Source organism: Pseudomonas sp. ATCC 43928, from assembly GCF_005938665.2.
In the GTDB taxonomy this organism is placed as follows: Bacteria; Pseudomonadota; Gammaproteobacteria; order Pseudomonadales; family Pseudomonadaceae; genus Aquipseudomonas.
Genome location: NZ_CP041753.1, coordinates 5236338 through 5260770 on the forward strand (window position 1 = coordinate 5236338; position 24433 = coordinate 5260770).

General features: G+C 60.9%; 25 protein-coding genes. 8 read left to right on the forward strand and 17 right to left on the reverse strand.

The features are described from left to right. Positions 1-8 precede the first annotated feature (8 nt). The 3 genes from FFH90_RS23955 to FFH90_RS23965 all read right to left on the reverse strand — a co-directional run bounded on the left by FFH90_RS23955 (position 9) and on the right by FFH90_RS23965 (position 3198). Complete coding sequence (locus tag FFH90_RS23955; RefSeq protein ID WP_138866205.1) at positions 9-935, reverse strand: hydroxymethylglutaryl-CoA lyase; 927 nt, start codon at positions 933-935, stop codon at positions 9-11. Beyond that, positions 932-2125 carry a CaiB/BaiF CoA-transferase family protein gene (locus FFH90_RS23960; protein ID WP_138866206.1) on the reverse strand — a complete coding sequence of 398 codons (1194 nt, stop codon included), beginning with the start codon at positions 2123-2125 and terminating at the stop codon, positions 932-934. Before FFH90_RS23960 ends, FFH90_RS23955 begins: the two co-directional genes overlap by 4 nt. A gap of 164 nt (positions 2126-2289) precedes the next feature. Then, the gene (locus FFH90_RS23965; protein ID WP_111454820.1) at positions 2290-3198 is read right to left on the reverse strand and encodes a LysR substrate-binding domain-containing protein; all 909 of its coding nucleotides are present in this window, start codon (positions 3196-3198) and stop codon (positions 2290-2292) included. A 240-nt stretch (positions 3199-3438) separates the two neighbouring features. Here FFH90_RS23965 and FFH90_RS23970 point away from each other — a divergent pair, with 240 nt between their 5' ends. Next, positions 3439-4674: an aminotransferase class I/II-fold pyridoxal phosphate-dependent enzyme gene (locus FFH90_RS23970; RefSeq protein ID WP_138866207.1), complete on the forward strand. Its 1236-nt coding sequence runs from the start codon at positions 3439-3441 to the stop codon at positions 4672-4674. A gap of 99 nt (positions 4675-4773) precedes the next feature. On the opposite strand, the gene yiaY is transcribed toward FFH90_RS23970, so the two are convergent. Continuing rightward, entirely contained in the window at positions 4774-5922 is a 1149-nt protein-coding gene (gene yiaY, locus FFH90_RS23975; RefSeq protein ID WP_138866208.1) for an L-threonine dehydrogenase, read from the reverse strand. Between the two features lie 156 nt (positions 5923-6078). On the opposite strand from yiaY, the gene FFH90_RS23980 reads away from it, so the two are divergent. After that, positions 6079-7098 carry a DUF4917 family protein gene (locus FFH90_RS23980; RefSeq protein WP_019647931.1) on the forward strand — a complete coding sequence of 340 codons (1020 nt, stop codon included), beginning with the start codon at positions 6079-6081 and terminating at the stop codon, positions 7096-7098. A gap of 46 nt (positions 7099-7144) precedes the next feature. Here the strand turns inward: FFH90_RS23980 and FFH90_RS23985 are convergent, their stop codons facing one another. Next, a complete protein-coding gene (locus FFH90_RS23985) occupies positions 7145-7687 on the reverse strand; it encodes a helix-turn-helix domain-containing protein (protein WP_111454816.1) in 543 nt (180 codons plus the stop codon). Between the two features lie 109 nt (positions 7688-7796). Between FFH90_RS23985 and FFH90_RS23990 the strand changes: the two genes are divergently transcribed. Continuing rightward, positions 7797-8579: an aldolase gene (locus tag FFH90_RS23990; protein WP_064619831.1), complete on the forward strand. Its 783-nt coding sequence runs from the start codon at positions 7797-7799 to the stop codon at positions 8577-8579. Positions 8580-8608: 29 nt separating this feature from the next. Continuing rightward, complete coding sequence (locus FFH90_RS23995) at positions 8609-9496, forward strand: dihydrodipicolinate synthase family protein (protein ID WP_018926839.1); 888 nt, start codon at positions 8609-8611, stop codon at positions 9494-9496. A 72-nt stretch (positions 9497-9568) separates the two neighbouring features. On the opposite strand, the gene FFH90_RS24000 is transcribed toward FFH90_RS23995, so the two are convergent. The 3 genes from FFH90_RS24000 to FFH90_RS24010 all read right to left on the reverse strand — a co-directional run bounded on the left by FFH90_RS24000 (position 9569) and on the right by FFH90_RS24010 (position 10907). After that, positions 9569-9913, reverse strand: coding sequence for a YegP family protein (locus FFH90_RS24000; RefSeq protein WP_064619834.1), 345 nt, complete (start codon positions 9911-9913; stop codon positions 9569-9571). A 92-nt stretch (positions 9914-10005) separates the two neighbouring features. Continuing rightward, on the reverse strand, positions 10006-10311 hold the full coding sequence (locus tag FFH90_RS24005) for a ribbon-helix-helix domain-containing protein (protein WP_019580887.1): 306 nt from the start codon (positions 10309-10311) through the stop codon (positions 10006-10008). A 14-nt stretch (positions 10312-10325) separates the two neighbouring features. After that, positions 10326-10907, reverse strand: a complete 582-nt coding sequence (locus tag FFH90_RS24010) for a DJ-1/PfpI family protein (RefSeq protein ID WP_007935757.1) — start codon at positions 10905-10907, stop codon at positions 10326-10328. Positions 10908-11271: 364 nt separating this feature from the next. Between FFH90_RS24010 and FFH90_RS24020 the strand changes: the two genes are divergently transcribed. Next, the gene (locus FFH90_RS24020; protein ID WP_111455081.1) at positions 11272-12186 is read left to right on the forward strand and encodes a DMT family transporter; all 915 of its coding nucleotides are present in this window, start codon (positions 11272-11274) and stop codon (positions 12184-12186) included. On the opposite strand, the gene FFH90_RS24025 is transcribed toward FFH90_RS24020, so the two are convergent. From FFH90_RS24025 to FFH90_RS24040, 4 genes are all read right to left on the reverse strand, one after another. Next, entirely contained in the window at positions 12176-13402 is a 1227-nt protein-coding gene (locus FFH90_RS24025) for an SAM-dependent methyltransferase (RefSeq protein WP_064619840.1), read from the reverse strand. The two genes, FFH90_RS24020 and FFH90_RS24025, sit on opposite strands and share 11 nt — an antisense overlap. Before the next feature lie 274 nt (positions 13403-13676). Next, positions 13677-14294: a TPM domain-containing protein gene (locus FFH90_RS24030; RefSeq protein WP_018926845.1), complete on the reverse strand. Its 618-nt coding sequence runs from the start codon at positions 14292-14294 to the stop codon at positions 13677-13679. 48 nt (positions 14295-14342) lie between these two features. Next, the gene (locus tag FFH90_RS24035; protein ID WP_019580890.1) at positions 14343-15083 is read right to left on the reverse strand and encodes a YgcG family protein; all 741 of its coding nucleotides are present in this window, start codon (positions 15081-15083) and stop codon (positions 14343-14345) included. A 43-nt stretch (positions 15084-15126) separates the two neighbouring features. Continuing rightward, entirely contained in the window at positions 15127-15738 is a 612-nt protein-coding gene (locus FFH90_RS24040; RefSeq protein WP_138866209.1) for a LemA family protein, read from the reverse strand. Positions 15739-15985: 247 nt separating this feature from the next. On the opposite strand from FFH90_RS24040, the gene bglX reads away from it, so the two are divergent. Further along, positions 15986-18277, forward strand: coding sequence for a beta-glucosidase BglX (gene bglX / locus FFH90_RS24045; protein ID WP_018926848.1), 2292 nt, complete (start codon positions 15986-15988; stop codon positions 18275-18277). Between the two features lie 57 nt (positions 18278-18334). On the opposite strand, the gene FFH90_RS24050 is transcribed toward bglX, so the two are convergent. The 5 genes from FFH90_RS24050 to FFH90_RS24070 form a co-directional block, all read right to left on the reverse strand. After that, positions 18335-19492 (reverse strand): phosphatidylserine/phosphatidylglycerophosphate/cardiolipin synthase family protein, encoded by a 1158-nt coding sequence (locus FFH90_RS24050; protein WP_018926849.1) that lies wholly within the window; start codon positions 19490-19492, stop codon positions 18335-18337. A 1-nt stretch (position 19493) separates the two neighbouring features. Beyond that, positions 19494-20084, reverse strand: coding sequence for a YceI family protein (locus FFH90_RS24055; RefSeq protein WP_096479639.1), 591 nt, complete (start codon positions 20082-20084; stop codon positions 19494-19496). 232 nt (positions 20085-20316) lie between these two features. Continuing rightward, positions 20317-20646: an amidase gene (locus FFH90_RS24060; RefSeq protein WP_138866210.1), complete on the reverse strand. Its 330-nt coding sequence runs from the start codon at positions 20644-20646 to the stop codon at positions 20317-20319. Further along, on the reverse strand, positions 20643-21737 hold the full coding sequence (locus FFH90_RS24065; RefSeq protein WP_138866211.1) for a serine hydrolase: 1095 nt from the start codon (positions 21735-21737) through the stop codon (positions 20643-20645). Before FFH90_RS24065 ends, FFH90_RS24060 begins: the two co-directional genes overlap by 4 nt. Positions 21738-21802: 65 nt before the next feature. After that, positions 21803-22690 (reverse strand): acyl-CoA dehydrogenase family protein, encoded by an 888-nt coding sequence (locus FFH90_RS24070; RefSeq protein WP_138866212.1) that lies wholly within the window; start codon positions 22688-22690, stop codon positions 21803-21805. A gap of 154 nt (positions 22691-22844) precedes the next feature. Between FFH90_RS24070 and olsB the strand changes: the two genes are divergently transcribed. Together olsB and FFH90_RS24080 are read left to right on the forward strand one after the other, a co-directional pair. After that, complete coding sequence (olsB, locus tag FFH90_RS24075; RefSeq protein ID WP_019580897.1) at positions 22845-23600, forward strand: L-ornithine N(alpha)-acyltransferase; 756 nt, start codon at positions 22845-22847, stop codon at positions 23598-23600. Continuing rightward, positions 23600-24391 carry a 1-acyl-sn-glycerol-3-phosphate acyltransferase gene (locus FFH90_RS24080; RefSeq protein WP_064619861.1) on the forward strand — a complete coding sequence of 264 codons (792 nt, stop codon included), beginning with the start codon at positions 23600-23602 and terminating at the stop codon, positions 24389-24391. Before olsB ends, FFH90_RS24080 begins: the two co-directional genes overlap by 1 nt. The last annotated feature ends 42 nt before the right edge of the window (positions 24392-24433 follow it).

Genomic DNA, 24433 nt, shown 5'->3' on the forward strand with positions numbered 1-24433 from the left:
CGCTGGGTTCAGGACGGTGTCGGGTGCAGGTCGCAGTTACGTCCGGCCTTGGCGAGCTGCCCGGGCACTTCATGGCCCAGCAACGCGGGCAAGCCTCGCGACAATCGCAGCAACAACGGCAAGTCGATGCCGGTGTGAATGCCGACTTCATCGCACAAGTTGACCAAATCTTCGGTGCAGATATTGCCCGAGGCACCCGGTGCAAACGGGCAACCGCCAAGACCACCGAGGGCTGCGTCAAAGCGCCGGGCTCCGGCCTCGTAAGCTGCCAGCACGTTGCACAGACCGAGGCCGCGCGTGTTGTGGAAATGCAGGGTCAGATCAGCCGGTGAAACCCGTTGCAACACCCGTCGCACCAAGCGGTCGACCTGGCGTGGATTGGCCATGCCGGTGGTGTCGGCCAGGGTAATGCCCGTAATGCCGAGCTCCTGATAAGCCTCGACAATCTGCAGCACGCGATCCTCATCGATCGTGCCTTCAAACGGGCATCCGAAGGTCGTGGCGATGCTGCCGTTGAGCCGCACCGGCGTGCCGCGAACGAACTCGACGATCTCGCCAAACGCGGCCAATGACGCCTCGCAACGCATCCGCATGTTTGCCAGGTTATGGGTCTGGCTGGCGGACATCACCAGGTTCAGCTCGTCAGCCCCCGAGTCCAGTGCCCGTTGTGCGCCTTTGAGGTTAGGGATCAACGCGACATAGATCACGCCTGGCTTTCGGGCGATGCCCTTGAACACTGGCTCGCCATCGCGCAGCGCCGGAATCGCCTTGGGCGACACGAACGAACCGGCTTCGATGCGGCTGAAACCCGCCAGCGACAACTGATCGATCAACGCAATCTTGTCGGCGGTTTCGACCCAGGTCGGCTCGATCTGCAAGCCGTCACGCGGGGAAACCTCCTGAACGATCAGCGTCTGGGAATAATCAGCGATCATTGCACCACCCCTTGAGCTTTCAACCGTTCGATGTCCTGGTCAGTCAGGCCCAGCCCCGCGAGGATGCCGTCGGTGTGCTGACCCAGACTCGGCCCCGACCAGTTCACGCCACCGGGGGTCTCGGACATTTTCGGAACGATGCCCGGCATCTTCACCGAGGCACCACCCGGCAGTTCGGCGTTGAGCAGCATGCCCCGCGCTTGATAGTGAGGATCGGCAACGATGTCGGCCACCGAATAGATGCGCCCGGCCGGGACTTCGGCAGCTTCCAGAGCCGCCAACACCTGATCGATGGGCAGGCTGCTGGTCCAGTGAGTAATGGCTGCGTCGAGCACATTACTTTTGGCGGCGCGGCCATCGTTATGCGCAAACTCCGGCGCTTCGGCCAGGTCGGCCCGGCCAATCACCGCCATCAGACGCTTGTAGATCGGGTCGCTGTTGCCGGCGATCACCACGTAGGCACCGTCGGCAGTCAGGTAGGTATTGGACGGCGCAATACCCGGTAACGCCCCGCCGCTGCGCTCACGCACATGACCGAGCATGTCGTATTCCGGCACCAGGCTTTCCATGACGTTGAACACGCTTTCGGCCAACGACACATCGACCACTTGCCCGCCGCCCTGCCCGGTCTTGACCCGCAGCAGCGACATCAAGGCACCGATGACCGCGTGCAGCGAAGCCAGGGAATCCCCCAGACTCACCCCCACTCGGGCCGGCGGCGAACCGGGAGTACCGGTGGTATAGCGAATCCCGCCCATCGCCTCGCCGATCGCCCCGAAACCCGGACGATCACGGTACGGGCCGGTCTGGCCGTAACCGGAAATGCGCACCAGCGTCAGGTTGGGATTGAGGGCATGCAACACGTCCCAGCCCAGGCCGAGTTTCTCCAGGGCGCCGGGGCGCAGGTTTTCGATCAGCACATCGGCGTCGCTCGCCAGTTGCTTGACCAGTTCGATGCCTTCAGGGGATTTCAGATTCAGCGCCAGGGACTTCTTGTTTCGCGATTGCAGGTACCACCACAACGAAGTGCCCTCGTGCAGCTTGCGCCATTTACGCAGGGGATCGCCCTGGCCCATGGCTTCGATCTTGATCACTTCGGCGCCGAACTCGGCCAGCATGCGCGCGGCAAACGGCGCGGCGATCAGCGTGCCGATCTCGATCACTTTGATTGCACTCAAGGGGGCAGTCATCGCGGGGGTACCTCTTGTTCTTGGAATATGCGCCAAGGCTAGAGGACCGAGTGGCATGGAATCCAACCTTCTGTTGGCAACGACCGTTCGCGAAACGCGAATGCCTGGCTGGAGATTACCGCGACCTCAAGTCAGAAGAGGCCCGTCCATGTAGTCGAGAACTGTCAGGCCTGGCCGCGCAAATGCTCAAACAACATCCGGCTCACCGGCGACAGCGCCGCTTCATCACGCACCACCAGAATCAACGCACGATCCGACCAGTCATCCGTCAGCGGCACCGCGTGCAACCCCAGCGCCCGGCCAAACAGTTCGTAGGCCTTTAGCGGCAGGATGCCGATGCCCATGTTGGCCTGGACCATCCGGCACATGGCGTCGAACCCCGGCACATGGATCCGCAACCTCAGCACCTTGCCGGCCTTGCGCGCGGCCGCATGGGTACGCATGTTGATGGAGCTGGCCGAATGCAGACCGACGTAATCGCTGTCCAGCGTGTCGGCAAACGCCAAGGCCGAACGACTCGCCAGCGGATGATCGGCCGGCATCAGGACGACCAGTTTGTCCTGACGATAAACAACACTGTGCAGCCCCTTGACGTCGCTGTCGCTGGAGCAGATCCCGAGGTCCGCCACGCCATCGAGCACGCCTTGGATCACCCCGCTGCTGGGGCGTTCTTCGAGGTCGGTCTTGACCTGCGGATGGCGCGCGGAAAAGTCCCGCAGGTCTTCGGGCAGGAATTGAATGATCGCCGACAGGTTGGCGAGCATCCGCACATAACCGCGTACACCGTGGCTGTGTTCGCCCAGTTCGAGGCCCATTTTCTCGACGTTGAACAGCATCTGCCGGGCATGGTGCAGCAGGGTTTCACCGGCCGGTGTCAGCGTCATGCCCTTGGCCTGGCGTACGAACAGGCTGATGCCCAGCGCCTCCTCCAGCTCCATCAACCGCTTGCTGGCCGCCGACACCGCGATCGCTTCGCGGGCGGCAGCACGGGTCAAGGTGCCCTCTTCGTGAACGGCCACAAACAGCTGGAGAGTGATCAGGTCGAGGCGGCGGATCAGGCTTTTTTGCAGCATGGCAGGGCTCGATGATTTCGGTTCGACTGAGTCGGCAGGATAGCCCGGATTCGATTCGTGCCCGCCATCCAATTACCCACAGCACCCCAGGGCATCGCCCTACAACTAATTCTCTTACAACTCTCAGTACTACCGGAAACAGCCGATTCAAAGCCCATCGGGACTCTCTGTAAAGTCTGGCAACACACACAAACTGCAACAAACCCACGGATAGATTCATTCAAGGAATGTCACTTACACATGAGCCAGATACCGTACACGGCGCACACCTTCACCAACTACCGCAAACTCGTTTCATTGGCTGACCATGATTGGGAGGCCGCCGAAACCGGAAAAATCGCGGGGCTCAACGTTGAGATAAAAAGTGCCAACCGCATGCTCGATCAGTACGGGAGAGCGTTTCATGATTTCTGTACGACGTCATACCTGGGGCTGGATCACCATCCCGATATTCTCGACGGCGCCATGACCACGCTGTGGGAAACCGGCACACTTCGCATCGCCAATTCCAGGAACCGCTGCAAGCTGGCGATTCTGGACCAATACGAAACCGAACTGTCCGAGTTGTTCGGCACCAGTTGCCTGAGCACTCTGTCGTGCAGCGCGGCGAGTGCCGGGATCCTGCCACTGCTGGCCAGCGGCGTATTCACGGAAAATAGCCCTCCGGTGATGGCTTTCGACCGGTTGGCGCATTACTCGATGAGCCACCTCAAAGCCGCCTGTGCCGATGAAACGAAGGTCGTGACGTGCCCGCATAACGACATGGACTTCCTCGAGACGCTGTGTCAACAGCACACCAGGGTCGCGTATGTCGCCGACGGCGCCTACAGCATGGGCGGGGTTGCGGACATGGACAGCCTTTTGTATCTGAAGGACCGCTATGGGCTGTTTCTCTATCTGGACGACTCCCACGCGCTTTCCTCTGTAGGAACATTCGGCGCCGGTCTTGTGCGTCCCAGGCTGCATACCCTGGATGATGACTGCCTCATCGTCGCCTCGCTGGCCAAGTCGTTCGGCGCCAGCGGCGGTCTGGTGATGCTGGGCAGTGAACGGCAGAAGAAGCTCATTGCGCGTTACGGCGGCCCCAGCAACTGGTCGCAAAGCCTGAACAGTGCAGCCATTGGCGCGGGCCGGGCATCCATCCAGCTACACCACACCCTGGAATTCGCCGAGCTGCAGGAAAAGCTTCAGGTTAATATCCGCCTCTTTGACAGCCTCATACGAACCGCACAACACAACAGCAACATGGCGATTCGACTGGTCAATTGCGGTGAGGCATCGCTGGCCAACCACATCGCCATTGAACTGGCCAATCACGGATTCTTCACCTCGGCAGTCTTTTTCCCGGTGGTTGCACAAGGCAAGGCAGCCATCAGAATCACCCTGCGCGCCGACATGGGGACGACGCTGATCCGCCATTTCTGTGGACTCATCACCGAGCTTTTACGTGCTCACGGCCGGGACATCGACAGCTGAAATCCAGGGAAGATCAAACCAGCCGTTATCGCTGTTATGCACCTTGCTGGCCTTGGGCGCGCTGCTTTGCGTAGTGCTCGCGCCCGGCCGTCGAACCGCTTAGAACGCGCTGCGGAAAATCTCCTCGATCTGCCGCTGATCCGCTGCCCGTGGGTTGGTCAGTCCACAGGCGTCTTTCAGGGCATTGCTGGCAAGGACCGGGATATCATTGAGCCTGGCACCGAGCTCACGCAAACCGGCGGGAATGTCCACATCCCTGGCCAGGCTGCGGATCGCCGCGATCGCCGCCTGCGCGCCCTCTTCCGGACTGAGCCCGCGAATGTCGGCCCCCATCGCGTGGGCAACGTCGGTCAGGCGAGGGGCGCACACCAGCGCGTTGAAGCTCTGCACGTGAGGTAGCAGCACCGCGTTACACACACCATGGGGCAAGTCGTAGAACCCGCCTAACTGATGGGCCATCGCGTGAACGTAGCCCAGGGACGCATTGTTGAACGCCATGCCCGCCATAAATTGCGCGTAGGCCATGTTCTCCCGCGCGATCATGTCACTGCCGTCCCGCACGGCCTGGCGCAGGTTGTCGCTGATCAACGTGATGGCTTTCAGCGCACAGGCATCGGTAATCGGGTTGGCTGCCGTGGAGACGTAGGCTTCGACGGCATGGGTCAATGCGTCCATGCCGGTGGCGGCGGTCAGGCCCTTGGGCATGGCGACCATCAGCTCCGGGTCGTTGACTGACAGCAGCGGCGTAACGTTGCGGTCGACGATGGCCATTTTTACGTGGCGCGATTCATCCGTGATGATGCAAAAACGGGTCATCTCGCTGGCAGTGCCGGCGGTGGTGTTGATCGCGATCAACGGTAGCTGGGGTTTGGCCGACCGATCGACACCTTCGTAGTCACGGATCGTCCCACCGTTTGTGGCGCACAAGGCGATACCCTTGGCGCAGTCGTGAGGCGAACCGCCGCCCAGAGACACCACGAAATCACAGCGACTTTCCTTGAGCAGGCCCAGGCCGTGCTCGACGTTGGCGATGCTCGGATTCGGCTTGGCGCCGTCGAAGATCACCGAGTCGATGTCCTGCAACGCCAGTTTCTCGGCAATCCTCGATGCCACGCCAGCCTTGGCCAGCCCGGCGTCAGTGACTATCAGCGCCTTGCGAAAACCATACTTGCCAATGGCGTCCATGGCTTCGTCGAGGCAACCGGTGCCCATGATGTTCACGGCGGGGATGAAAAACGTACTGCTCATGCGCGAGTCTCCTGGCTGAAACCGAATCGGCAATACCGATTCGGCGGGTGCGCACAGGGTCGACCGATCAGTCACGCGGTATGTTGATCTGGCTCAACGCCCGGGCGTGATAAAGTCGCCGTCCATCAGACCTTTTGCTTCGAGATGACAAACGCAATGACCGATTTCCAGGATGTCGATGCCCAACTTGAAGACTGGAACGCCTTGCGCACCACCGCCTCATTCGGCGGCCTGCTGGTGGGTAACGGCGCCAGCCGCGCCGTGTGGGACGACTTCGGCTACGACTCGCTGTTCGAAAATGCCCGCACCGTCGAAGAAAAACCGCTGAGCCAGTCCGAGCTGAGCGTGTTCGACGCGATGCAGACGCGCAGTTTTGAACAAGTGCTTGGGGCGCTGAAGACCACCAGCCGGGTCAACAAGGCCCTGGCCGTCAGCTCTGCGGCACCGCGCAATCGCTACTACGCGATCAAGGAAGCGCTGATCAACACCGTGCACGCGGTGCATATCCCGTGGCGGCTGGTGAAGCCTTCGACGCTGGCGACGATCAATCAGGAACTGGGCAGCTATCGAACGGTGTTCACCACCAACTACGACTTGCTCAGCTATTGGGCGATCCAGCATCGGCCGGACGTCGTGACCGACCTGTTCCAGGGTGCCGAACCCGGCTTCGATCTGAGCGCCAGCGCCACCGACAAACCACGTTTGCTGTACCTGCACGGCGGCCTGCATCTGGTGCGCAATCAGGACGGCACCGCGCGCAAGTTGATGTCGACCGAGGGAACGTTGCTCGGTAATTTCGCGATCAACAATACGATCAAGACCCTCGACGACGTGCCGCTGTTCGTCAACGAAGGCCCGGCGCAAGACAAACTCAAGACCATTCGCAGTTCGGATTACCTGTCGTTCTGCTACGACCAGTTACTCGGCCACGGTGACGGGTTGTGCATCTTCGGGCATGCCCTTGGCGAGCAGGACAGTCACATTGTTCATGCACTGCGACAGGCGAAGCCGAAGGTGGTAGCGATCTCGATTTACCCGCGCAGCAAGGCGTTCATCCAGCATCAGAAGCGGCATTACGCGAAGGTGTTCGAGGGGACGGGTGTGGCGTTGCGTTTTTTTGATTCGAAGACGCATGCGCTCGGTAACCCTAAGCTGACCGTGCCGGTCGAGGTCTGACCTGTGGCGAGGGGGCAAGCCCCCTCGCCACAAAGGCCCGATAACCTCATTCCTCGTTGCTATGCACCACCACCAACAACTGCGCCTGCACCTCGCCCACTGACCTGAGGCGATGCGGTTTCTGCGCGTTGAAGTGCAGCGCATCCCCACGATTGAGCAGCACCCGCTCATTCATGAAGTCCACTTCCACCTGCCCTTCGTGGACGAACAGAAACTCTTCCCCCAGGTGTTCCTTGAACGTTTTGTCGGTGAACTCGCTCGGCGGGTAAATGATGAACGGCAACAGACTGCGCTCACTGACCTGATGGGCCAACACCGCATAACCCGGGCTCTGGTCGTTGGCGGCCAGGGACTGGCGTTCGTCGCTACGCACCAGGCTGTAGCTGTCGAGGCTGACGTTGTCTTCGGAAAACAATTCCTCGACCTTCACGTTCAGCGCCCTGGCCAGTTTCAGCGCGGCGGCGATCGAGGGGGTATTCAACCCGCGCTCGACCTTCGACAGATAGCTCTTGGTCATGCCGGATTTTTCGGCCAGGGCCTCCAGCGTCACGCCAAGTTTTTTTCTCAATAATTTCAAACGGATAGACATGTAGAGCGATTAACCCATCAAGGAGGCAACGATTTATCCTTGCCAATGACACAAAGTGTCATATAGCCTCTTTAGTGTCATTTGCATGCCCCACCCAAAGGACACCGATATGGCCAAGACATTAGCACTACCCAAAGAGCAACTGGTCAAGCAAGCGCTGACACAGATGCAAAACACCCTGGCGGATAATACGTGGACCGACCGGCAAAAGCTGGCCCTGACCTGCCGCATTCTCTTCGAAAACGGCCACGACTCCGGCCTGGCCGGGCAAATCACCGCTCGCGGCCCGCAACCGGGCACCTATTACACCCAGCAACTGGGCCTGGGTTTCGACGAGATCACTTCAGGCAATCTGTTGCTGGTCAACGAAGACCTGGAAGTGCTTGAAGGCCACGGCATGCCCAACCCGGCCAACCGCTTCCATAGCTGGGTGTACCGCGCCCGGCCGGACGTGAACTGCATTATTCACACGCACCCGACTCACGTCGCGGCGCTGTCGATGCTGGAAGTACCGCTGCAGATTTCCCACATGGACCTCTGCCCGCTCTACGACGACTGCGCGTTTCTCGAAGGCTGGCCGGGGGTGCCCGTGGGCAATGAAGAAGGCGAACTGATTGCCGGGGCCTTGGGCGACAAGCGGGCGATCCTGCTTTCCCACCATGGCCAGTTGTCCACCGGCGCGACCATCGAAGAGGCCTGTGTCATTGCGCAACTGATCGAACGCGCAGCGAAGTTGCAGTTGCTGGCCATGGCCGCCGGTGCAATCAAACCGATTCTTCCCGAGCTGGGCCGTGAAGCCCACGACTGGATATCCAAGCCCAAGCGCCACGCTGCCGCATTCAACTACTACGCCCGGCAGAACCTGCGCCAACACGCCGATTGCCTGCACTGACCCCACTCATTCTTGAAAGGAGAGACGCCATGTCGACCGTAAACATTCACGGCATCATCGGCTACACCATCACCCCGTTCACCGCCCAGGGCGAAGGCGTTGATCTCGACGCGCTCGGGCGTTCCATCGACCGCCTGATCGACAGCGGTGTCCACGCCATCGCCCCATTGGGCAGCACCGGCGAAGGCGCTTACCTGAGCGACGCGGAATGGGATCAAGTCAGCGAATTCAGCATCCGCCACGTCGCCAAACGCGTCCCGACCATCGTCAGCGTGTCCGACCTGACCACCGCCAAAGCCGTGCGCCGCGCGCGTTTCGCCGAGGCCCACGGCGCCGATGTGGTGATGGTGCTGCCGGCGTCGTACTGGAAACTCAGCGAGGCGGAAATCCTCGCCCACTACCGCGCCATCGGCGAGAGCATCGGCGTGCCGATCATGCTCTACAACAACCCGGCCACCAGCGGCACCGACATGTCGGTGGAGTTGATCCTGCGGATTTTCAACGCGGTCGACAACGTCACTATGGTCAAGGAAAGCACCGGCGATATTCAGCGCATGCACAAACTGCAACTGCTGGGCGAAGGCCGGGTGCCGTTCTATAACGGCTGCAATCCCTTGGCACTGGAAGCGTTCGCGGCCGGCGCCAAAGGCTGGTGCACAGCGGCGCCGAACCTGATCCCGCAGCTCAATCTCGACTTGTACGAAGCGGTATTGGCCAATGATCTGAGCAAGGCTCGCGAACTATTCTATCGCCAGTTGCCGTTGTTGGACTTCATCCTCAAGGGCGGCCTGCCGGCGACCATCAAGGCCGGTTTGCGCCTGGTCGGGCTGGAAGCGGGCGACCCGCGGTTGCCGGTGTTTGCACTCGGCGAGACTGGCCGCAGTCAGTTGCAGGGTTTGTTGAACGCGTTGCGCTGATCGTCGGGAACACACAAAACCACTGCGGGAGCGAGCCGTCAGGCTCGCTCCCGCAGTGGGTATGCGGTGTGTTTAGAACACCGGCAAGGTCTTGTCCTTGATCACCGTGGTCGGACCGTTGGCCTTGACGCTGGCGATGCCTTTTTCCCTCGCGGCATCGGATGAATAAGACTCGCTGCTGCCAATGATCTCGTGGTTACCGGCCTTCAGATTGAAGTAAGGATGGCCGTCCTTGGTGTTTTTTTTCTCGTAGCGTTCGTCCAGCGGGCTATTGGCCTGAACCGAGGCGATTCCGCTATCGACCGCACCGCGCGTGGTGTACAGCTCACTGACCAGAATGGTTTCGGCGTTGGCCGCTTTCAACACAAACTTGAACTGACCATTGCTGGTTTTGCTCACTTCGTACCATCCAGACATGCTTGTTCTCCTTGGCGATTGAGAGGTTTCGCGCTTCAGAGTAAAGACCAAGCCAGGTTTTCTGTCGCCGGTAAGGTCCAAACAAAACCGCCCTACTTCACCACCGTCCGCACCACCGACAACTCAGGTGCCTGCACCCGGCGCTGGCTCAAATAGCGCATGCAACTGACCCGCAAGAACGAGGCGAAATTCACCACCTCGCCGCGGTAGTCCATCACCTCTTCATACAATTTGGCGATCAACTGATTGGTGGTCATGCCGTCGACCTCGGCGATTTCACTGAGGATGTCCCAGAACTGATTCTCCAGCCGCAGGGTGGTCACCACCCCGCAGATGCGCAGCGAGCGGGAGCGCGATTCGTAGAGAATCGGATCGGCCTTGACGTAGAGCTCGCACATGAACAGGTCCCTCGTTACAGCGTGATTTTGGTGCCCAGCAACCCGAGGAAACCGGCCAGCCAGCTCGGGTGCGCCGGCCAGGCCGGGGCTGTGGCCAGATTGCCTTGAACGTGGCCTTCCGTCACCGGGATATCGATGTACGTGCCGCCAGCCAGGCGCACTTCCGGGGCACAGGCCGGGTAGGCGCTGCACTCGCGACCTTCAAGAATACCGGCGGCGGCCAGCAATTGCGCGCCGTGACACACGGCGGCGATCGGTTTGCCAGCCTTGTCGAACGCTTGCACCAACGCCAGGACTTTTTCGTTCAGGCGCAGGTACTCCGGCGCACGACCGCCCGGGATCAGCAGCGCGTCGTAGTCCGCCGCATCGACCTTGGCAAAATCGAAGTTCAGGGCAAACAGATGACCGGGTTTTTCGCTGTAGGTCTGGTCGCCTTCAAAGTCATGGATCGCCGTGCGCACGGTCTGGCCGGCGGTTTTATCCGGGCAAACAGCATGCACCGTGTGGCCGACCATCAGCAGCGCCTGGAAGGGCACCATCACTTCGTAGTCTTCGACGTAATCGCCAACCAGCATCAGGATTTTTTTAGCAGCCATGGGGAGGACTCCTCTGGAAAATGCGTGGGCCTGCAGGAGTATTCAAGGTAGTCCTTATCCGGCGGGTCGGGTAATAACCGACTACTACGGACGATATGAACTGGATTGGCTTTTTGTGGCGAGGGAGCTTGCTCCCGCTGGGGCGCGAAGCGGCCCTACCGGCTTCGTCAATCAATCGATGGTCTCTGGTTTTGCGACTGCTGCGCAGCCGAACGGGACGGTGCGGCGATCCGACAAGCTCCCTCGCCACAGGGACCGCGCTTAACTGTACGGATAACTCTGCACCCAGCTGTAACAGCGGAAAGCCTCAGGTTTATGGCTAGATAAAGAAACTTCCCGCCACCCTGAATTCTGGTCATCCATCATGTCCTCGCGCGAAAACACCGGCATGGCCCTCGGCCTGCTCGGCGTCGTTATCTTCAGCCTGACCCTGCCCTTCACACGAATCGTCGTGCAAGAACTCCATCCGCTGCTCAACGGCCTTGGCCGGGCGCTGTTCGCGGCAATTCCGGCTGCGCTGTTATTGCTGTGGCGCCGGGAAAAATGGCCCACCTGGAAACAGGTCAAAGGCCTGACACTGGTGATCGCCGGGGTCATCCTCGGCTTCCCGGTGCTGTCGGCCTGGGCCATGCAGACGTTACCCGCCTCCCACGGCGCACTGGTCAACGGCTTGCAACCGCTGTGCGTGGCGCTATATGCCGCGTGGCTGTCCCATGAGCGTCCATCGAAAGCCTTCTGGGCCTGCGCCGCGCTGGGCAGTGCTCTGGTGCTCGGTTATGCGCTGATCAGCGGAGCCGGCAGTATTCAGGCCGGTGACTTGCTGATGCTCGGGGCGATTGCCGTGGGTGGGTTGGGCTATGCCGAAGGCGGCCGGTTGGCCAGGGAGATGGGCGGCTGGCAGGTGATCTGCTGGGCGCTGGTATTGTCGACGCCGCTGCTGATCGGGCCGGTGCTGTACCTGGGTTTGCAACATCAGGGCGAGATTTCGGCCAGGACCTGGTGGGCCTTCGGTTATGTCTCGCTGTTTTCGCAGTTCATCGGCTTCTTTGCCTGGTACGCCGGGCTGGCCATGGGCGGCATCGCCCGGGTCAGTCAGATCCAGTTGCTGCAGATATTCTTCACCATCGCGTTCTCGGCGTTGTTCTTCGGTGAGCACGTCGAGCCGATTACCTGGCTGTTTGCGGCCGGGGTGATCGTGACGGTGATGCTCGGGCGCAAGACCGCAGTGCGCCCGGCGCAACCGGGCACGTTACCGGCGGGAGTTCAGCTCAAGCCTTAGCGACCAGGAACCCGTCAGCCCGCAGCAGGGTTTCCAGGCAATGTTCGCTGATGTGGTAGAAATCCTTCAGCTCCTGAATCTTCACCAACAGCTGAGCCGGGTCCACCGGCTCGGCGCGTTTGACCGCCAGAATCATCTTGTTCTTGTTGGTGTGGTCCAGTGAGATGAACTCGAACACCTTGGTCTCGTAGCCGCAGGCTTCCAGAAACAACGCACGTAAACTGTCGGTGACCATTTCCGCCTGCTGGCCCAGGTGCAGGCCGTATTGCAGCATCGGCTTGAGCAATGCCGGGCTCTGGATCTGCAGGCGTATCTGCTTGTGGCAGCACGGCGAGCACATGATGATCGCAGCGCCGGAACGGATGCCGGTGTGAATCGCATAGTCGGTGGCGATGTCGCAGGCATGCAACGCGATCATCACGTCCAGCTCGCTCGGCGCCACGCTGCGCACGTCACCGCATTTGAACACCAGCCCCGGATGTTCCAGCTTCGCCGCCGCGCTGTTGCACAGCTTGACCATGTCTTCACGCAGCTCGACACCGGTCACCTCGCCCTCGGCTTTCAGGGTGTTGCGCAGGTAGTCATGGATCGCGAACGTCAGGTAACCCTTGCCCGAGCCGAAATCCGCCACCCGCACCGGTTTGTCCAGCGCCAGCGGCGAGGAGGTCAGCGCATGGCTGAAGACTTCGATGAACTTGTTGATCTGCTTCCACTTGCGCGACATCGCCGGGATCAGTTCATGCTGGGCGTTGGTCACGCCGAGGTCTTTGAGGAACGGCCGGTTCAGGTCGAGGAAGCGGTTCTTCTCGCGGTTGTGCTCGGCGGACGGCACTTCACGCAATTGCTGAGGTTTGCTCTTGAACAGCGAAGATTTGCCCTTTTTGCTGTATTCGAGCTGGGCTTCGTCGGTCAATGACAGTAAATGCGCATTTTTGAACGATGCCGGCAACAGCGCGGCAATGGTCGCCACACCTTCGGCAATCGGCAGGTTCTTGGTGATGTCGCGGGTCTTGTAGCGGTAGACGAAGGACAGGCACGGCTGATCCTTGACCGTCAGCTGCTTGATGATCAACCGCTGCAAGTCCGCTTCGCCACCAACGTACTTGGCCAGCACCAGTTTGATGAAGGCATTGGCGTCCAGGCTGGTTTGCAGCAGGTCGATGAACTGGGCGTGGTGATCCGGCGCGAGGCTGGCGGGAGTGGCGGTGACAGACATGGAAAAAACGGCCTCGGGCGGTGCGAATCGGGGAATGGCGGGTATTTTAGGGGGGATGGCCGTTCGGGACACGCAGTTATTTACCAAACGGTGCGATCCGTAGCAGCTGGCGCAGCCTGCGTTCGGCTGCGCAGCAGTCGTAAAATCAAAATACGCGGTGTATCAGATAGACCGTATTCAGGCGAATTAGCGACTGCTTCGTCCGAACGCGGTCCGAGCCGAACGCAGGCTGCGCCAGCTGCTACAAGAACGCGTCATTGCCGGGATCTGGTTTTTAGCTCAACACCACCAACCGATTCGGCAATTCATTGCGCACCTGGGTCACCGGCACGTGCACCTTGAGCAACTCGCCGCACGCCTCGATGCACGTCACAAACCCCTGCAACGTCTGCCCCTGCTTCACCTGCTGGGTAAACGTCGCGACAATCGCGTCCCAATTCTTGTTGTCCAGCCGTTTGGAAATCCCTTCATCCACCAGAATTTCCACGTAACGCTCGGCCTCGGAGACAAAAATCAGCATGCCGGTGCCGCCCACGGTGTGGTGCAGGTTCTGCTCCAGGAACTGCCGACGCGCCAGGTTCGACGCACGCCAGTGACGGACCGAGCGCGGGATCAGGCGCGTGGTGACTTTCGGAATCCGGAACACCAGGCACAACACGATGAAGCTGACCCATTGCACCAGCAACAGACTGTGCATGGTCAGCCAACCGGTCAGGTAATGCACGATACCCGGCACCACCAGCGCCAACAGGCTGGCCCAGAGCAGCGGGATATACGCATAGTCGTCGGCGCGGGCCGCGAGCACTGTCACCAGTTCGGCGTCGGTGTCGCGCTCGACCCGGGCAATCGCCTCGGCGACTTTGCGTTGTTCGTGTTCAGTCAGTAATGCCATGTTTATGAATGCCTGCTCGCTATTGTTGTTGTGTTTCCCGCCGTGTCATCACCAGCCGCCCGACGAACCACCGCCGCCGAAACTGCCCCCGCCGCCACTGAAGCCCCCGCCACCGCCGCCAAAACCTCCGCCACCGAAACCACCCCGGCCTCTACCCCCTCCACTTGGCAGAATACCGAACATCTGGCCGACGAAGATCGTCAGGATAAACAGCAGCACCAGGAACACGAATACCCCCGGATGCCGCGCAACGAAATCGCTTTCCTGATTGCCACGCGGCTCATACACCGTCGACGGCTCGTTCAGCGGATTGCCCCCCAGCACCACCAGCATCGCCGAAACGCCATCGCTGATGCCCTTGCTGAAATTGCCGGCCTTGAACGCCGGCGTGATCACCTGATTGATGATCACCGAACTCTGCGCATCGGTCAGGCGATCTTCCAGGCCATAACCGACTTCGATCCGCAATTTTCGCTCGGCACGCGCGACAATCAGCAGCGCGCCGTTGTTCTTGTCCTTCTGGCCAATGCCCCAGTAGCGTCCCAGCTGATAACCGAAATCCGCGATGTCGGCGCCCTGCAGGTCCGGCAACGTGACCACCACCAACTGCTCGCCGGTGGACTTCTCGTGGGCATTAAGCTGCTGAACCAGCTGCTCGCGCACCGCTGGCTCGATCATTTGGGCGTTGTCCACCACCCGTCCGGTCAGTTCCGGAAACTTCAACCCGGCCTGGGCCGTCAGGGCAAAGACCCAGAACAACAGCATCAGGCCCACTTTCATCACGCGCATTGGCAACCTCTTCCTTGGTGGCACTTCAAACCCGGTCCGGCGCCTACTGGAACTTCACTTCAGGCGCTTTTTCGGCACCGGGGCTGGTGGCCTCGAAAGTTTCGCGGATCGGCAAGTCGCTGTACAACACGGTGTGCCACAAGCGACCGGGGAAGGTGCGAAGCTCGGTGTTGTATTTCTGCACCGCGAGGATGAAGTCGCGACGCGCCACGGCGATGCGGTTCTCGGTGCCTTCAAGTTGCGATTGCAGCGCCAGGAAGTTCTGGTTGGCCTTGAGGTCAGGATAACGCTCGGACACCACCATCAACCGACTCAGCGCGCCGGTCAGCTGATCCTGCGCCTGCTGGAACTGTTTGAGTTTTTCCGGATTGTCCAGCGTGCTCGCATCCACCTGGATCGACGTCGCCTTGGCCCGGGCTTCGACCACTGCGGTCAGGGTTTCTTCCTCATGCCGGGCATAACCCTTGACGGTTTCCACCAGATTGGGGATCAAGTCGGCGCGGCGCTGGTACTGGTTCTGCACCTGGCCCCACGCGGCCTTGGCCTGTTCGTCGAGGGTCGGGATCGTGTTGATGCCGCAACCGGCCAGCAGAGCGGTCAGCAACATCAAGGCTGCAACCTGCAGGCTCGACCGATAGGGGTGTCGTACATTCATCTGGTTGATGCTCCCTTGCACATTGCGTTGATAAAACAACCGGCGAACTTTGACCCCGGCTCTTGGGGCATAATCTGCGCCGCTACTGGATTGCATCGAGCCAATGGGCTAAAAGATGCCCAGCGAAAAAGCAGTAAGAAGTGTGCTGCATTTTTCTGAGCAATACCCAAACAACAATAGTCGCTCCCCAAATTTTGGCTGACCGGCGCGTATTCACTGCCGCTTGGGCCTTTTGAGAAGAACATTCATGAAGAAGCTGTGTTTGCTGGGCCTGTTCGTCAGCCTGGCCAGTCATACCGTATTGGCCGCCACGACGCCCGCACCGATAGAGAACAAGGACGCCTTCATCAGCCATCTGATGAAACAAATGACCCTCGATGAAAAAATCGGCCAGTTGCGCCTGATCAGCATCGGCCCGGAAATGCCTCGGGAGCTGATCCGCAAGGAAATCGCGGCCGGTAATATCGGTGGCACCTTCAACTCGATCACCCGCGCCGAAAACCGTCCGATGCAGGACGCGGCCATGCGCAGCCGGTTGAAGATCCCGATGTTCTTCGCCTATGACGTGATCCACGGCCACCGCACGATTTTCCCGATTCCCCTGGCCCTGGCCTCGAGCTGGGACATGGACGCCATTGGCCGGTCCGGGCGCATCGCCGCCCAGGAAGCCGCGGCTGACAGCCTCGACATCACTTTCGCGCCGATGGTCGACATCTCCCGCGACCCACGCTGGGGCCGCACCTCCGAAGGCTTCGGCGAAGACACCTACCTGGTTTCGCGAATTGCCGGTGTGATGGTCAAGGCCTTGCAGGGCAGCGGTGCGAACGCAGCTGACAGCATCATGGCCAGCGTCAAGCATTTTGCCTTGTACGGCGCGGTCGAGGGCGGTCGCGACTACAACGTCGTCGACATGAGCCCGGTCAAGATGTACCAGGATTACCTGCCGCCCTACCGCGCCGCCATCGACGCCGGTGCCGGCGGGGTGATGGTTGCGCTGAACTCGATCAACGGCGTACCGGCCACCGCCAACACCTGGCTGATGAACGACCTGCTGCGCAAGGAATGGGGCTTCAAGGGCCTGGCAGTCAGCGACCACGGGGCGATTTTCGAGCTGATCAAACACGGCGTCGCCCGCGACGGTCGTGAAGCGGCGAAGCTGGCGATCAAGGCCGGCATCGACATGAGCATGAACGACACGCTCTACGGCAAAGAGCTGCCGGGACTGCTCAAATCCGGCGAGATCGAACAGAAAGACATCGACAACGCCGTGCGCGAAGTGCTCGCCGCCAAGTACGACATGGGTCTGTTCAAAGACCCGTACCTGCGCATCGGCAAGGCCGAGGATGACCCGGCCGACACCTACGCCGAAAGCCGCCTGCACCGCGCCGAGGCCCGTGATGTCGCGCGCCGCAGCCTGGTGTTGCTGAAGAACCAGGGCGATACCCTGCCCCTGAAGAAAACCGCGAAAATCGCCCTGGTCGGCCCTTTGGCAAAAGCACCGATCGACATGATGGGCAGTTGGGCTGCCGCCGGTAAACCTGCGCAATCGGTCACCCTGTTCGACGGCATGACAAATGCCCTCGGCGCGCAGTCGACGCTGATCTACGCCCGTGGCGCGAACATCACCGACGACAAGAAAATCCTCGATTACCTGAACTTCCTCAACTTCGATGCCCCGGAAGTAGTGGACGATCCGCGCCCGGCCAACGTGTTGATCGACGAAGCGGTAAAAGCCGCCAAGGATGCTGATGTGGTAGTGGCTGCGGTTGGCGAATCCCGTGGCATGTCCCACGAATCGTCGAGCCGCACCGACCTGAACATCCCGGGCAACCAGCGCGAGCTGATCAGGGCGTTGAAAGCCACCGGCAAACCACTGGTGCTGGTGTTGATGAATGGCCGTCCGCTGTCGATTCTCGAAGAGAAAGAGCAGGCTGACGCGATTCTGGAAACCTGGTTCAGCGGCACCGAAGGCGGTAACGCTATCGCTGACGTGCTGTTCGGCGACTACAACCCGTCGGGCAAGCTGCCGATCACCGTTCCGCGCTCGGTGGGTCAGATTCCGACCTACTACAACCACCTGAGCATTGGCCGGCCGTTCACTCCCGGCAAACCGGGCAACTACACCTCGCAGTATTTCGAAGACACCACCGGGCCACTGTTCCCGTTCGGCTTCGGCCTGAGCTACACCCAGTTCAGCCTGACCGACATGGCATTGTCGTCGACCACGCTGAACAAGACCGGCAAGCTCGACGCCAGCGTCGTGGTGAAGAACACCGGCAAGCGTGACGGCGAAACCGTGGTGCAGTTGTACATCCAGGACGTGACCGGCTCGATGATCCGCCCGGTCAAGGAACTGAAGAACTTCCAGAAAGTGCTGCTCAAGGCCGGCGAACAGAAAGTCGTGCACTTCACCATCACCGAGGATGACCTGAAGTTCTACAACGCCCAGCTCAAGTACGCTGCGGAACCGGGCAAGTTCAACGTGGAGATCGGCCTGGACTCACAGGACGTGACGCAGCAGAGCTTTGAGTTGCTGTAACCCCGCTTAATTGATCATTCCCACGCTCTGCGTGGGAATGATCTGGATCTAAAAAACCTACCCCCGCCGATCCAGCAGATTCACCACCACCCGATCCACCCATCCCCAAACCCTCTGCTTGACCCGCCGCCACAACGGTCGGCGCTTCCACGCCTCAAGACTGACTTCCTGGCTCAAGGCAAAGTCATTCTCGAAACTCGCCGCCACCGCTCGGGTCAGCCCTGGGTCCAGGGCTTCGAGGTTGGCCTCCAGATTGAAGCGCAGATTCCAGTGATCGAAATTACATGAGCCGATACTCACCCAATCGTCGATCAACACCATTTTCAGGTGCAGGAAACACGGCTGGTATTCGAAGATCTTCACCCCGGCCCTGAGCAGTCGCGGGTAGTAGCGATGCCCGGCGTAGCGCACCGACGGGTGATCGGTACGCGGCCCGGTCAGCAGCAGACGCACATCGACGCCACGATTCGCCGCCCGGCGCAGCGAGCGGCGGACTTTCCAGGTTGGCAGGAAATAGGGCGTGGCCAGCCAGATTCGCTGCTTGCCGCTGTTCAGCGCGCGAATCAGCGATTGCAGAATGTCCCGGTGCTGGCGGGCGTCGGCATAAGCGACCCGGCCCATGCCCTCGCCCATCACCGGCACTCGCGGCAGGCGCGGTAGACCGAAGTGTGAAACGGGTTTCCAGGCACGCCGATAGCGGTTGGCGATCCATTGGCGGTCGAACAGCAATTGCCAGTCGATGACCAGGGGACCGGTGATTTCCACCATCACTTCGTGCCATTCGCAGGTGTCTTCGCCCGGTGACCAGAACTCATCGGTGACCCCGGTGCCACCGACGACCGCCAGGGATTGATCCACCAGCAGCAACTTGCGGTGATCGCGATAGAAGTTGCCCACCCAGCGTCGCCAGCTCAGCCGATTGTAAAAACGCAACTCGACCCCGGCGGCCATCAGGCGCTGACGCAAAGTCAGTGTGAAGGCCAGGCTGCCATAGTCATCGAACAGACAGCGTACCCGCACGCCACGCTCGGCCGCCTGGACCAGCGCCTGAACCATCGCCTCGGCGCAGGCCCCTGCCTCCACCAGGTACAGCTCCAGCTCGACTTGTTCTTCGGCGCGGGCAATCGCCACCAGCATGCGCGGGAAAAACTGCGGGCCGTCGATCAGCAGTTCGAAGCGATTGCCTTCGCGCCATGGAAAAATTGCACCACGCATTTCAGCGCGCCGTGAAAATCAGCACCGCACCCACCGGTACCGACAGACTGATGGCCGACAAACCGGCGAGCTTGCGCAAGCTTTCCAGGCCTGGGGCCAGGTCGAAATCTTCGGCGCTGATCACCAAAGGCTCGAGGGTCACTACTTGAAAGCGCCGGTCATCGAGACGGGTCGCCAGCAGTTCGGCGTTATATTGGTGTTGCTTGCCATGCAGGTTGACGGTCACCGGCAAGCGCAGTTCCAGTTGCGCACCGGGCGCCAGGTCGTTGATTGGCCGCAAATCGATTTGCGTGGTAATCAGCGCCTCGGGAAACGTCTGGATCTGGAACAGTTCCTTGCGCATGCGTTCGTCACGCAGCGGAATGCCGCTATTAACCGACTCCAGCTCGACTTCCACCTCGGCCAGCCCCTTGGGGTCGACCTTGCCATGCAGCACCAGAAAGCGCTGCACTTCGGAGATGTTGGCGTTTTTGGTGCTGACAAACGACAGCCGCGAGGACTCGCCGTCCAGATACCAATTGGCCTGGGCCGACACGGTGACACCGGCCAGCAGCAGGGAAGCGAGGGTTTTGTAGATGAACCGCTTGAACATAGAAACTCGGGGGCAGATAAACCTGAGCGAACCTTAACTGGCTTGAGGCAGGTTGCAAACTTTCTGTGACTTCGCCCCAATCTTTGTGGCGAGGGAGCTTGCTCCCGCTGGAGTGCGAAGCGCTCCCGAAATCAGACAATGAGTTCCTCCAATCAGATCTCCGCCGCTGGCATTACGACTGCTTCGCAGCCGAGCGGGAGCAAGCTCCCTCGCCACAACGAGTACGACCACGTCAGGGTTGCAGGCGGCAGCCCTGGCGCTCGCCGCTCCACTGTGCGCTGTTGCTGCGCCCCAATCCGCCGACCGTCACCCGCTTGCTCGCGGCATCATCGACGAAACCGCTGGTGGGTAAATACTGCTTCACATAACCCTGGCAATACGCCGCCGGATTGTTCATCACATACCGGCACGAGCAGTATTCCTTGGCGGTGTAAGCGCTGATGATGTCGGGAAAAGCCCACAGCGCCACGCGTTCCTGCCAGCCCCAGCCGAGCAAAGCGGTCAGCAGCACCAGCAACAATGTGCTGAACGGCCGACGGCGAATGAAACTGCGACGGCTCATGGCTGCACCTTCATGGCAAACGCCTGGAGCGCGAGTTTGAGCAGTTCGTTATGCCGGTAACTTCCATCGCGATCATCGCCGTAGCGGACGATCACCAGTTTTTCGCTGGGAATCACGTACATCGCCTGGCCCCAATGGCCCAGCGCGGCGAAGGTGTCGACGGGCGCATCGGGCCAGGGTTGTGCCGCACCATCCACCGCTCGATTGAGCCACCAATGCCCGCCGGGCACCGCTTCATCCTGGTTGGCTCGGTAGCGGGCGAACGGCTCACGGCTGAAGTCGACCCACGCCTTGGGCAGCAGCTGCCGCTCGCGCCAGCGACCGTCGCGCGCCATCAACAGGCCGACCCGTGCCAGGTCCCGGGCGGTGAGGTAGGCATAGGACGAAGCGACAAATGTCCCCGTGGCATCCGCTTCCCAAACCGCGCCGCGAATGCCCAAGGGTTCGAACAATGCGGTCCACGGATAATCCGGATATCGGGCCGGGCCAACAATGGCTTTCAACGCGACGGAAAGCAGATTGCTGTCGCCGCTGGAGTAGCGGAAGGCCTGACCGGGCCTGGCGTACGCGTCATGGTCGGCGGTAAACGCAGCCATGTCGCGATGACCTCGGGTGTAGAGCATCGCTACCACCGAGGACTTCAACGGTGCGTACTCATAGTCTTCCTGCCAATCCAGGCCCGAGGCCCAATGCAGCAAGTCGGCCATGGTCATGGCGGGGTGTTTTTCCAGCGCTGGATAGAACTGCACCGCCGGGTCCTGCAATTTGAACAGACCTTCGCCATAGGCCACGCCGAGCACCGTGGCCATCAGGCTTTTGCTGATCGACCAGGTCAGGTGCGGGGTGTCGGCACGGGTCGGGTCGGCGTAGCGCTCGTAGACGAGTTGGCCGTCATGGATCACCAACAAGGCATCGGTGCGGATGCCCTCGCGGGTGGTGTCGTTGCGGAGTGGGAAAGCGTAGTTTTCCAGGGCTTGAACGGCCGGACCGGTGACTGTCGGGCCGGGCAACCATTGCTCGGCCGGCCAGTTTTCGGCCTGGGCCGTGAAGCTGAACAGCAGGATGGAAATCAGCGACAAGCCTTTGAACATGGAGGACGCTCGGAGGATGAACCTGCTGAGCCTAGTCGAGGTTGATGACAGTTTTGGGAGGCCCGTCACCCTAACGAAGATCCCGCCAACGCCTTGGCCAACCGCTTGCCCCGAGCCCCTGCTGCCAGATCCATTACGGCCTGATCGCGCTGCCACACCGCCGCCCATTGCGGCGGGCCATCGGTCATGGCCTGATTCACTTCAGCCTTGAGCCCGTCGAACTGTGCGAACAAACCGCCCAGCAACACATGCCCGGCCGGATTGTTCGGCGCCTGGCGGCTGACTTCCGCGCACCCGGCCAGCAGCGCCAGCAAACGCAGTTGCAAGGTGTGCGGCCAGTCGTTGTCCTGGCCAATGCCGAACAGCCACGCGGTCATCGCACTCAGCACATAAATGTCTTCCAGGGTGCGGAACGGTTTGACGTAAGCATCCCAGCCGTCCCCCGCCAACAATTCGCACAGCGCGTTATCGAGAAACAGCCGACCGTGGCTGATCTCGGGCATCAACGGCAACGGCGCGAGTTTCTCCAGACGCACGCCCGGTTCGCCGGGGTAAACCACCGCCAGACTCAGGCGCGGGTCGCTGCCTGGCTCTTCGCTGCGAGCGGCGACCAGCAGCCAGTCGGCGGCATCGCCGGCGGTGACGAAATCCTTGCGTCCGCTCAGACGCAGATCCCGCAGCCGGGTCTGCATGTCCGCCACCCGCAAGCTGCGTTGCTCGGTCGCGCACAACGCACCGAGGCTCAGCGGCGCGCTCGGCCAGAGCATCCGCAGCGCCGCTTGATACCCCACCAGAAACGCCAACCCCGGAGTCGCCATCAGCCGTCCGCCGTTCACCGCCAATTCAAACGGGGTGACCGTGCCCAAGCGGTGCAACAAGGTCGCGAAGCCTTCGCCAAGGTCGGGGTCGGCGGGCAGGCGATCGCTGCGGTTCAACAGGGTTTGCCAGGGCATAAGAGGCTCCTTGTGGGCTGTCATATAAGCATCACCAAAGCTTCATGGCGATGACACCGGGGCTACATAGCCTGACTTTGCACAACACGGCTGCATAAAGAAAGTCGATCGGCTGCAACCCAAGACGGGTGGCCAGCCCGTACGGAGATTCGCAATGACTCAGATCGCCCGCATCAGCGACACCGGCAATGAACGCCGCCTGCAAGCCGAACGCCTGGTGGGCGCCGAGGCGCTGCAGGAAGCCCAGGCCTTGCGCTTCAACGTGTTCAGTGGCGAATTCAACGCCAGGCTGAAAGGCGCGGAGCTGGGTCTGGACATGGATGACTATGATGTTCACTGCGCCCACATCGGCGTACGTGACTTGAATACCGGGCGTCTGGTGGCAACCACTCGTTTGCTCGACCACACCGCCGCCAGCAGCCTGGGCAAGTTCTACAGCGAAGAAGAATTCAGCCTACATGGCCTGGTCCATCTCAAAGGCCCGATCCTGGAAATCGGTCGCACCTGCGTCGACCCGGCCTACCGCAACGGCGGCACCATCGCCGTGCTCTGGGGTGAACTGGCCGAAGTGCTGAACCAGGGCGGCTACAGCTATCTGATGGGTTGCGCGAGCATTCCGATGCAGGACGGCGGCATCCAGGCCCACGCGATCATGCAACGCCTGCGCGAACGTTACCTGTGCACCGAACACCTGCGGGCCGAGCCGAAGAAGCCATTGCCGACGCTGGACATTCCATCGAACGTCATCGCCGAAATGCCGCCGCTGCTCAAGGCCTACATGCGCCTGGGCGCAAAGATCTGCGGCGAGCCGTGCTGGGACGAAGACTTCCAGGTGGCCGACGTGTTCATCCTGCTCAAGCGCGACGAGCTCTGCCCGCGTTACGCCAAGCACTTCAAGGCGGCTGTGTAATGAGCCGCTTGCGGGTGTACGCGCGAATTGCGCGAGTGCTGATGGTGGTGGCGCTGGGCTTGACCATGGCCAGTGTGTTCGGCGCGTTCGAACGACTGGGGATTGCCCATTCGATGGTCCGTCGCCAGCGCTGGTCGCGGTTTTTCATGGCGCGGCTGAGCAATGCCCTGCCCTTTCATGTCACCGTCCATGGTCAATTGCCGAAGGCGCCGATGCTCTGGGTCAGCAACCATGTGTCCTGGACCGACATTCCGCTGCTGGGCATGCTCACGCCGCTGTCGTTCCTGTCCAAGGCTGAAGTGCGCACCTGGCCGGTGGCGGGCTGGTTGGCGGCCAAGGCTGGCAGCCTGTTCATTCGCCGTGGTTCAGGCGACAGTCAGTTGATCCGCAAACAGATGACTCGCCATCTGGAACAGGAACACCCGCTGCTGATGTTCCCGGAAGGCACCACCACCGATGGGCGTTCGCTGCGCACGTTTCATGGTCGTTTGCTGTCAGCGGCGATCGATTCCGAAGTGGCGCTGCAACCGGTGGCGATTCGTTATCTGCGCAACGGCGAGCTGGATACCCTGGCACCGTTCATTGGCGATGATGATTTGCTGTCGCACCTGATGCGCTTGTTCGCCAATGATCGGGGTGAGGTGGAGATTCATCTGCTCAAGCCGATCGAGTGCCAGGACCGGGAACGCGCGGCGCTGGCGTTCGAGGCGCAGCAGGCGGTGCAGAAGGCGTTGTTTGGGGCGATTCCGGAACCCCGGCAAGTCCCGATTCGCCCCGCCATCGCCGCTTAAACACACTTTTCTGTGGGAGCGGGCTTGCTCTCTCCCACAGTG

What these genes read in the sequence shown, in the direction of transcription:
- FFH90_RS23955 (WP_138866205.1), bottom strand. Translation starts at nt 935, where the DNA reads ATGATCGCTGATTATTCCCAGACGCTGATCGTTCAGGAGGTTTCCCCG.
- FFH90_RS23960 (WP_138866206.1), bottom strand. Translation starts at nt 2,125, where the DNA reads ATGACTGCCCCCTTGAGTGCAATCAAAGTGATCGAGATCGGCACGCTG.
- FFH90_RS23965 (WP_111454820.1), bottom strand. Translation starts at nt 3,198, where the DNA reads ATGCTGCAAAAAAGCCTGATCCGCCGCCTCGACCTGATCACTCTCCAG.
- FFH90_RS23970 (WP_138866207.1), top strand. Translation starts at nt 3,439, where the DNA reads ATGAGCCAGATACCGTACACGGCGCACACCTTCACCAACTACCGCAAA.
- yiaY (WP_138866208.1), bottom strand. Translation starts at nt 5,922, where the DNA reads ATGAGCAGTACGTTTTTCATCCCCGCCGTGAACATCATGGGCACCGGT.
- FFH90_RS23980 (WP_019647931.1), top strand. Translation starts at nt 6,079, where the DNA reads ATGACCGATTTCCAGGATGTCGATGCCCAACTTGAAGACTGGAACGCC.
- FFH90_RS23985 (WP_111454816.1), bottom strand. Translation starts at nt 7,687, where the DNA reads ATGTCTATCCGTTTGAAATTATTGAGAAAAAAACTTGGCGTGACGCTG.
- FFH90_RS23990 (WP_064619831.1), top strand. Translation starts at nt 7,797, where the DNA reads ATGGCCAAGACATTAGCACTACCCAAAGAGCAACTGGTCAAGCAAGCG.
- FFH90_RS23995 (WP_018926839.1), top strand. Translation starts at nt 8,609, where the DNA reads ATGTCGACCGTAAACATTCACGGCATCATCGGCTACACCATCACCCCG.
- FFH90_RS24000 (WP_064619834.1), bottom strand. Translation starts at nt 9,913, where the DNA reads ATGTCTGGATGGTACGAAGTGAGCAAAACCAGCAATGGTCAGTTCAAG.
- FFH90_RS24005 (WP_019580887.1), bottom strand. Translation starts at nt 10,311, where the DNA reads ATGTGCGAGCTCTACGTCAAGGCCGATCCGATTCTCTACGAATCGCGC.
- FFH90_RS24010 (WP_007935757.1), bottom strand. Translation starts at nt 10,907, where the DNA reads ATGGCTGCTAAAAAAATCCTGATGCTGGTTGGCGATTACGTCGAAGAC.
- FFH90_RS24020 (WP_111455081.1), top strand. Translation starts at nt 11,272, where the DNA reads ATGTCCTCGCGCGAAAACACCGGCATGGCCCTCGGCCTGCTCGGCGTC.
- FFH90_RS24025 (WP_064619840.1), bottom strand. Translation starts at nt 13,402, where the DNA reads ATGTCTGTCACCGCCACTCCCGCCAGCCTCGCGCCGGATCACCACGCC.
- FFH90_RS24030 (WP_018926845.1), bottom strand. Translation starts at nt 14,294, where the DNA reads ATGGCATTACTGACTGAACACGAACAACGCAAAGTCGCCGAGGCGATT.
- FFH90_RS24035 (WP_019580890.1), bottom strand. Translation starts at nt 15,083, where the DNA reads ATGCGCGTGATGAAAGTGGGCCTGATGCTGTTGTTCTGGGTCTTTGCC.
- FFH90_RS24040 (WP_138866209.1), bottom strand. Translation starts at nt 15,738, where the DNA reads ATGAATGTACGACACCCCTATCGGTCGAGCCTGCAGGTTGCAGCCTTG.
- bglX (WP_018926848.1), top strand. Translation starts at nt 15,986, where the DNA reads ATGAAGAAGCTGTGTTTGCTGGGCCTGTTCGTCAGCCTGGCCAGTCAT.
- FFH90_RS24050 (WP_018926849.1), bottom strand. Translation starts at nt 19,492, where the DNA reads ATGCGTGGTGCAATTTTTCCATGGCGCGAAGGCAATCGCTTCGAACTG.
- FFH90_RS24055 (WP_096479639.1), bottom strand. Translation starts at nt 20,084, where the DNA reads ATGTTCAAGCGGTTCATCTACAAAACCCTCGCTTCCCTGCTGCTGGCC.
- FFH90_RS24060 (WP_138866210.1), bottom strand. Translation starts at nt 20,646, where the DNA reads ATGAGCCGTCGCAGTTTCATTCGCCGTCGGCCGTTCAGCACATTGTTG.
- FFH90_RS24065 (WP_138866211.1), bottom strand. Translation starts at nt 21,737, where the DNA reads ATGTTCAAAGGCTTGTCGCTGATTTCCATCCTGCTGTTCAGCTTCACG.
- FFH90_RS24070 (WP_138866212.1), bottom strand. Translation starts at nt 22,690, where the DNA reads ATGCCCTGGCAAACCCTGTTGAACCGCAGCGATCGCCTGCCCGCCGAC.
- olsB (WP_019580897.1), top strand. Translation starts at nt 22,845, where the DNA reads ATGACTCAGATCGCCCGCATCAGCGACACCGGCAATGAACGCCGCCTG.
- FFH90_RS24080 (WP_064619861.1), top strand. Translation starts at nt 23,600, where the DNA reads ATGAGCCGCTTGCGGGTGTACGCGCGAATTGCGCGAGTGCTGATGGTG.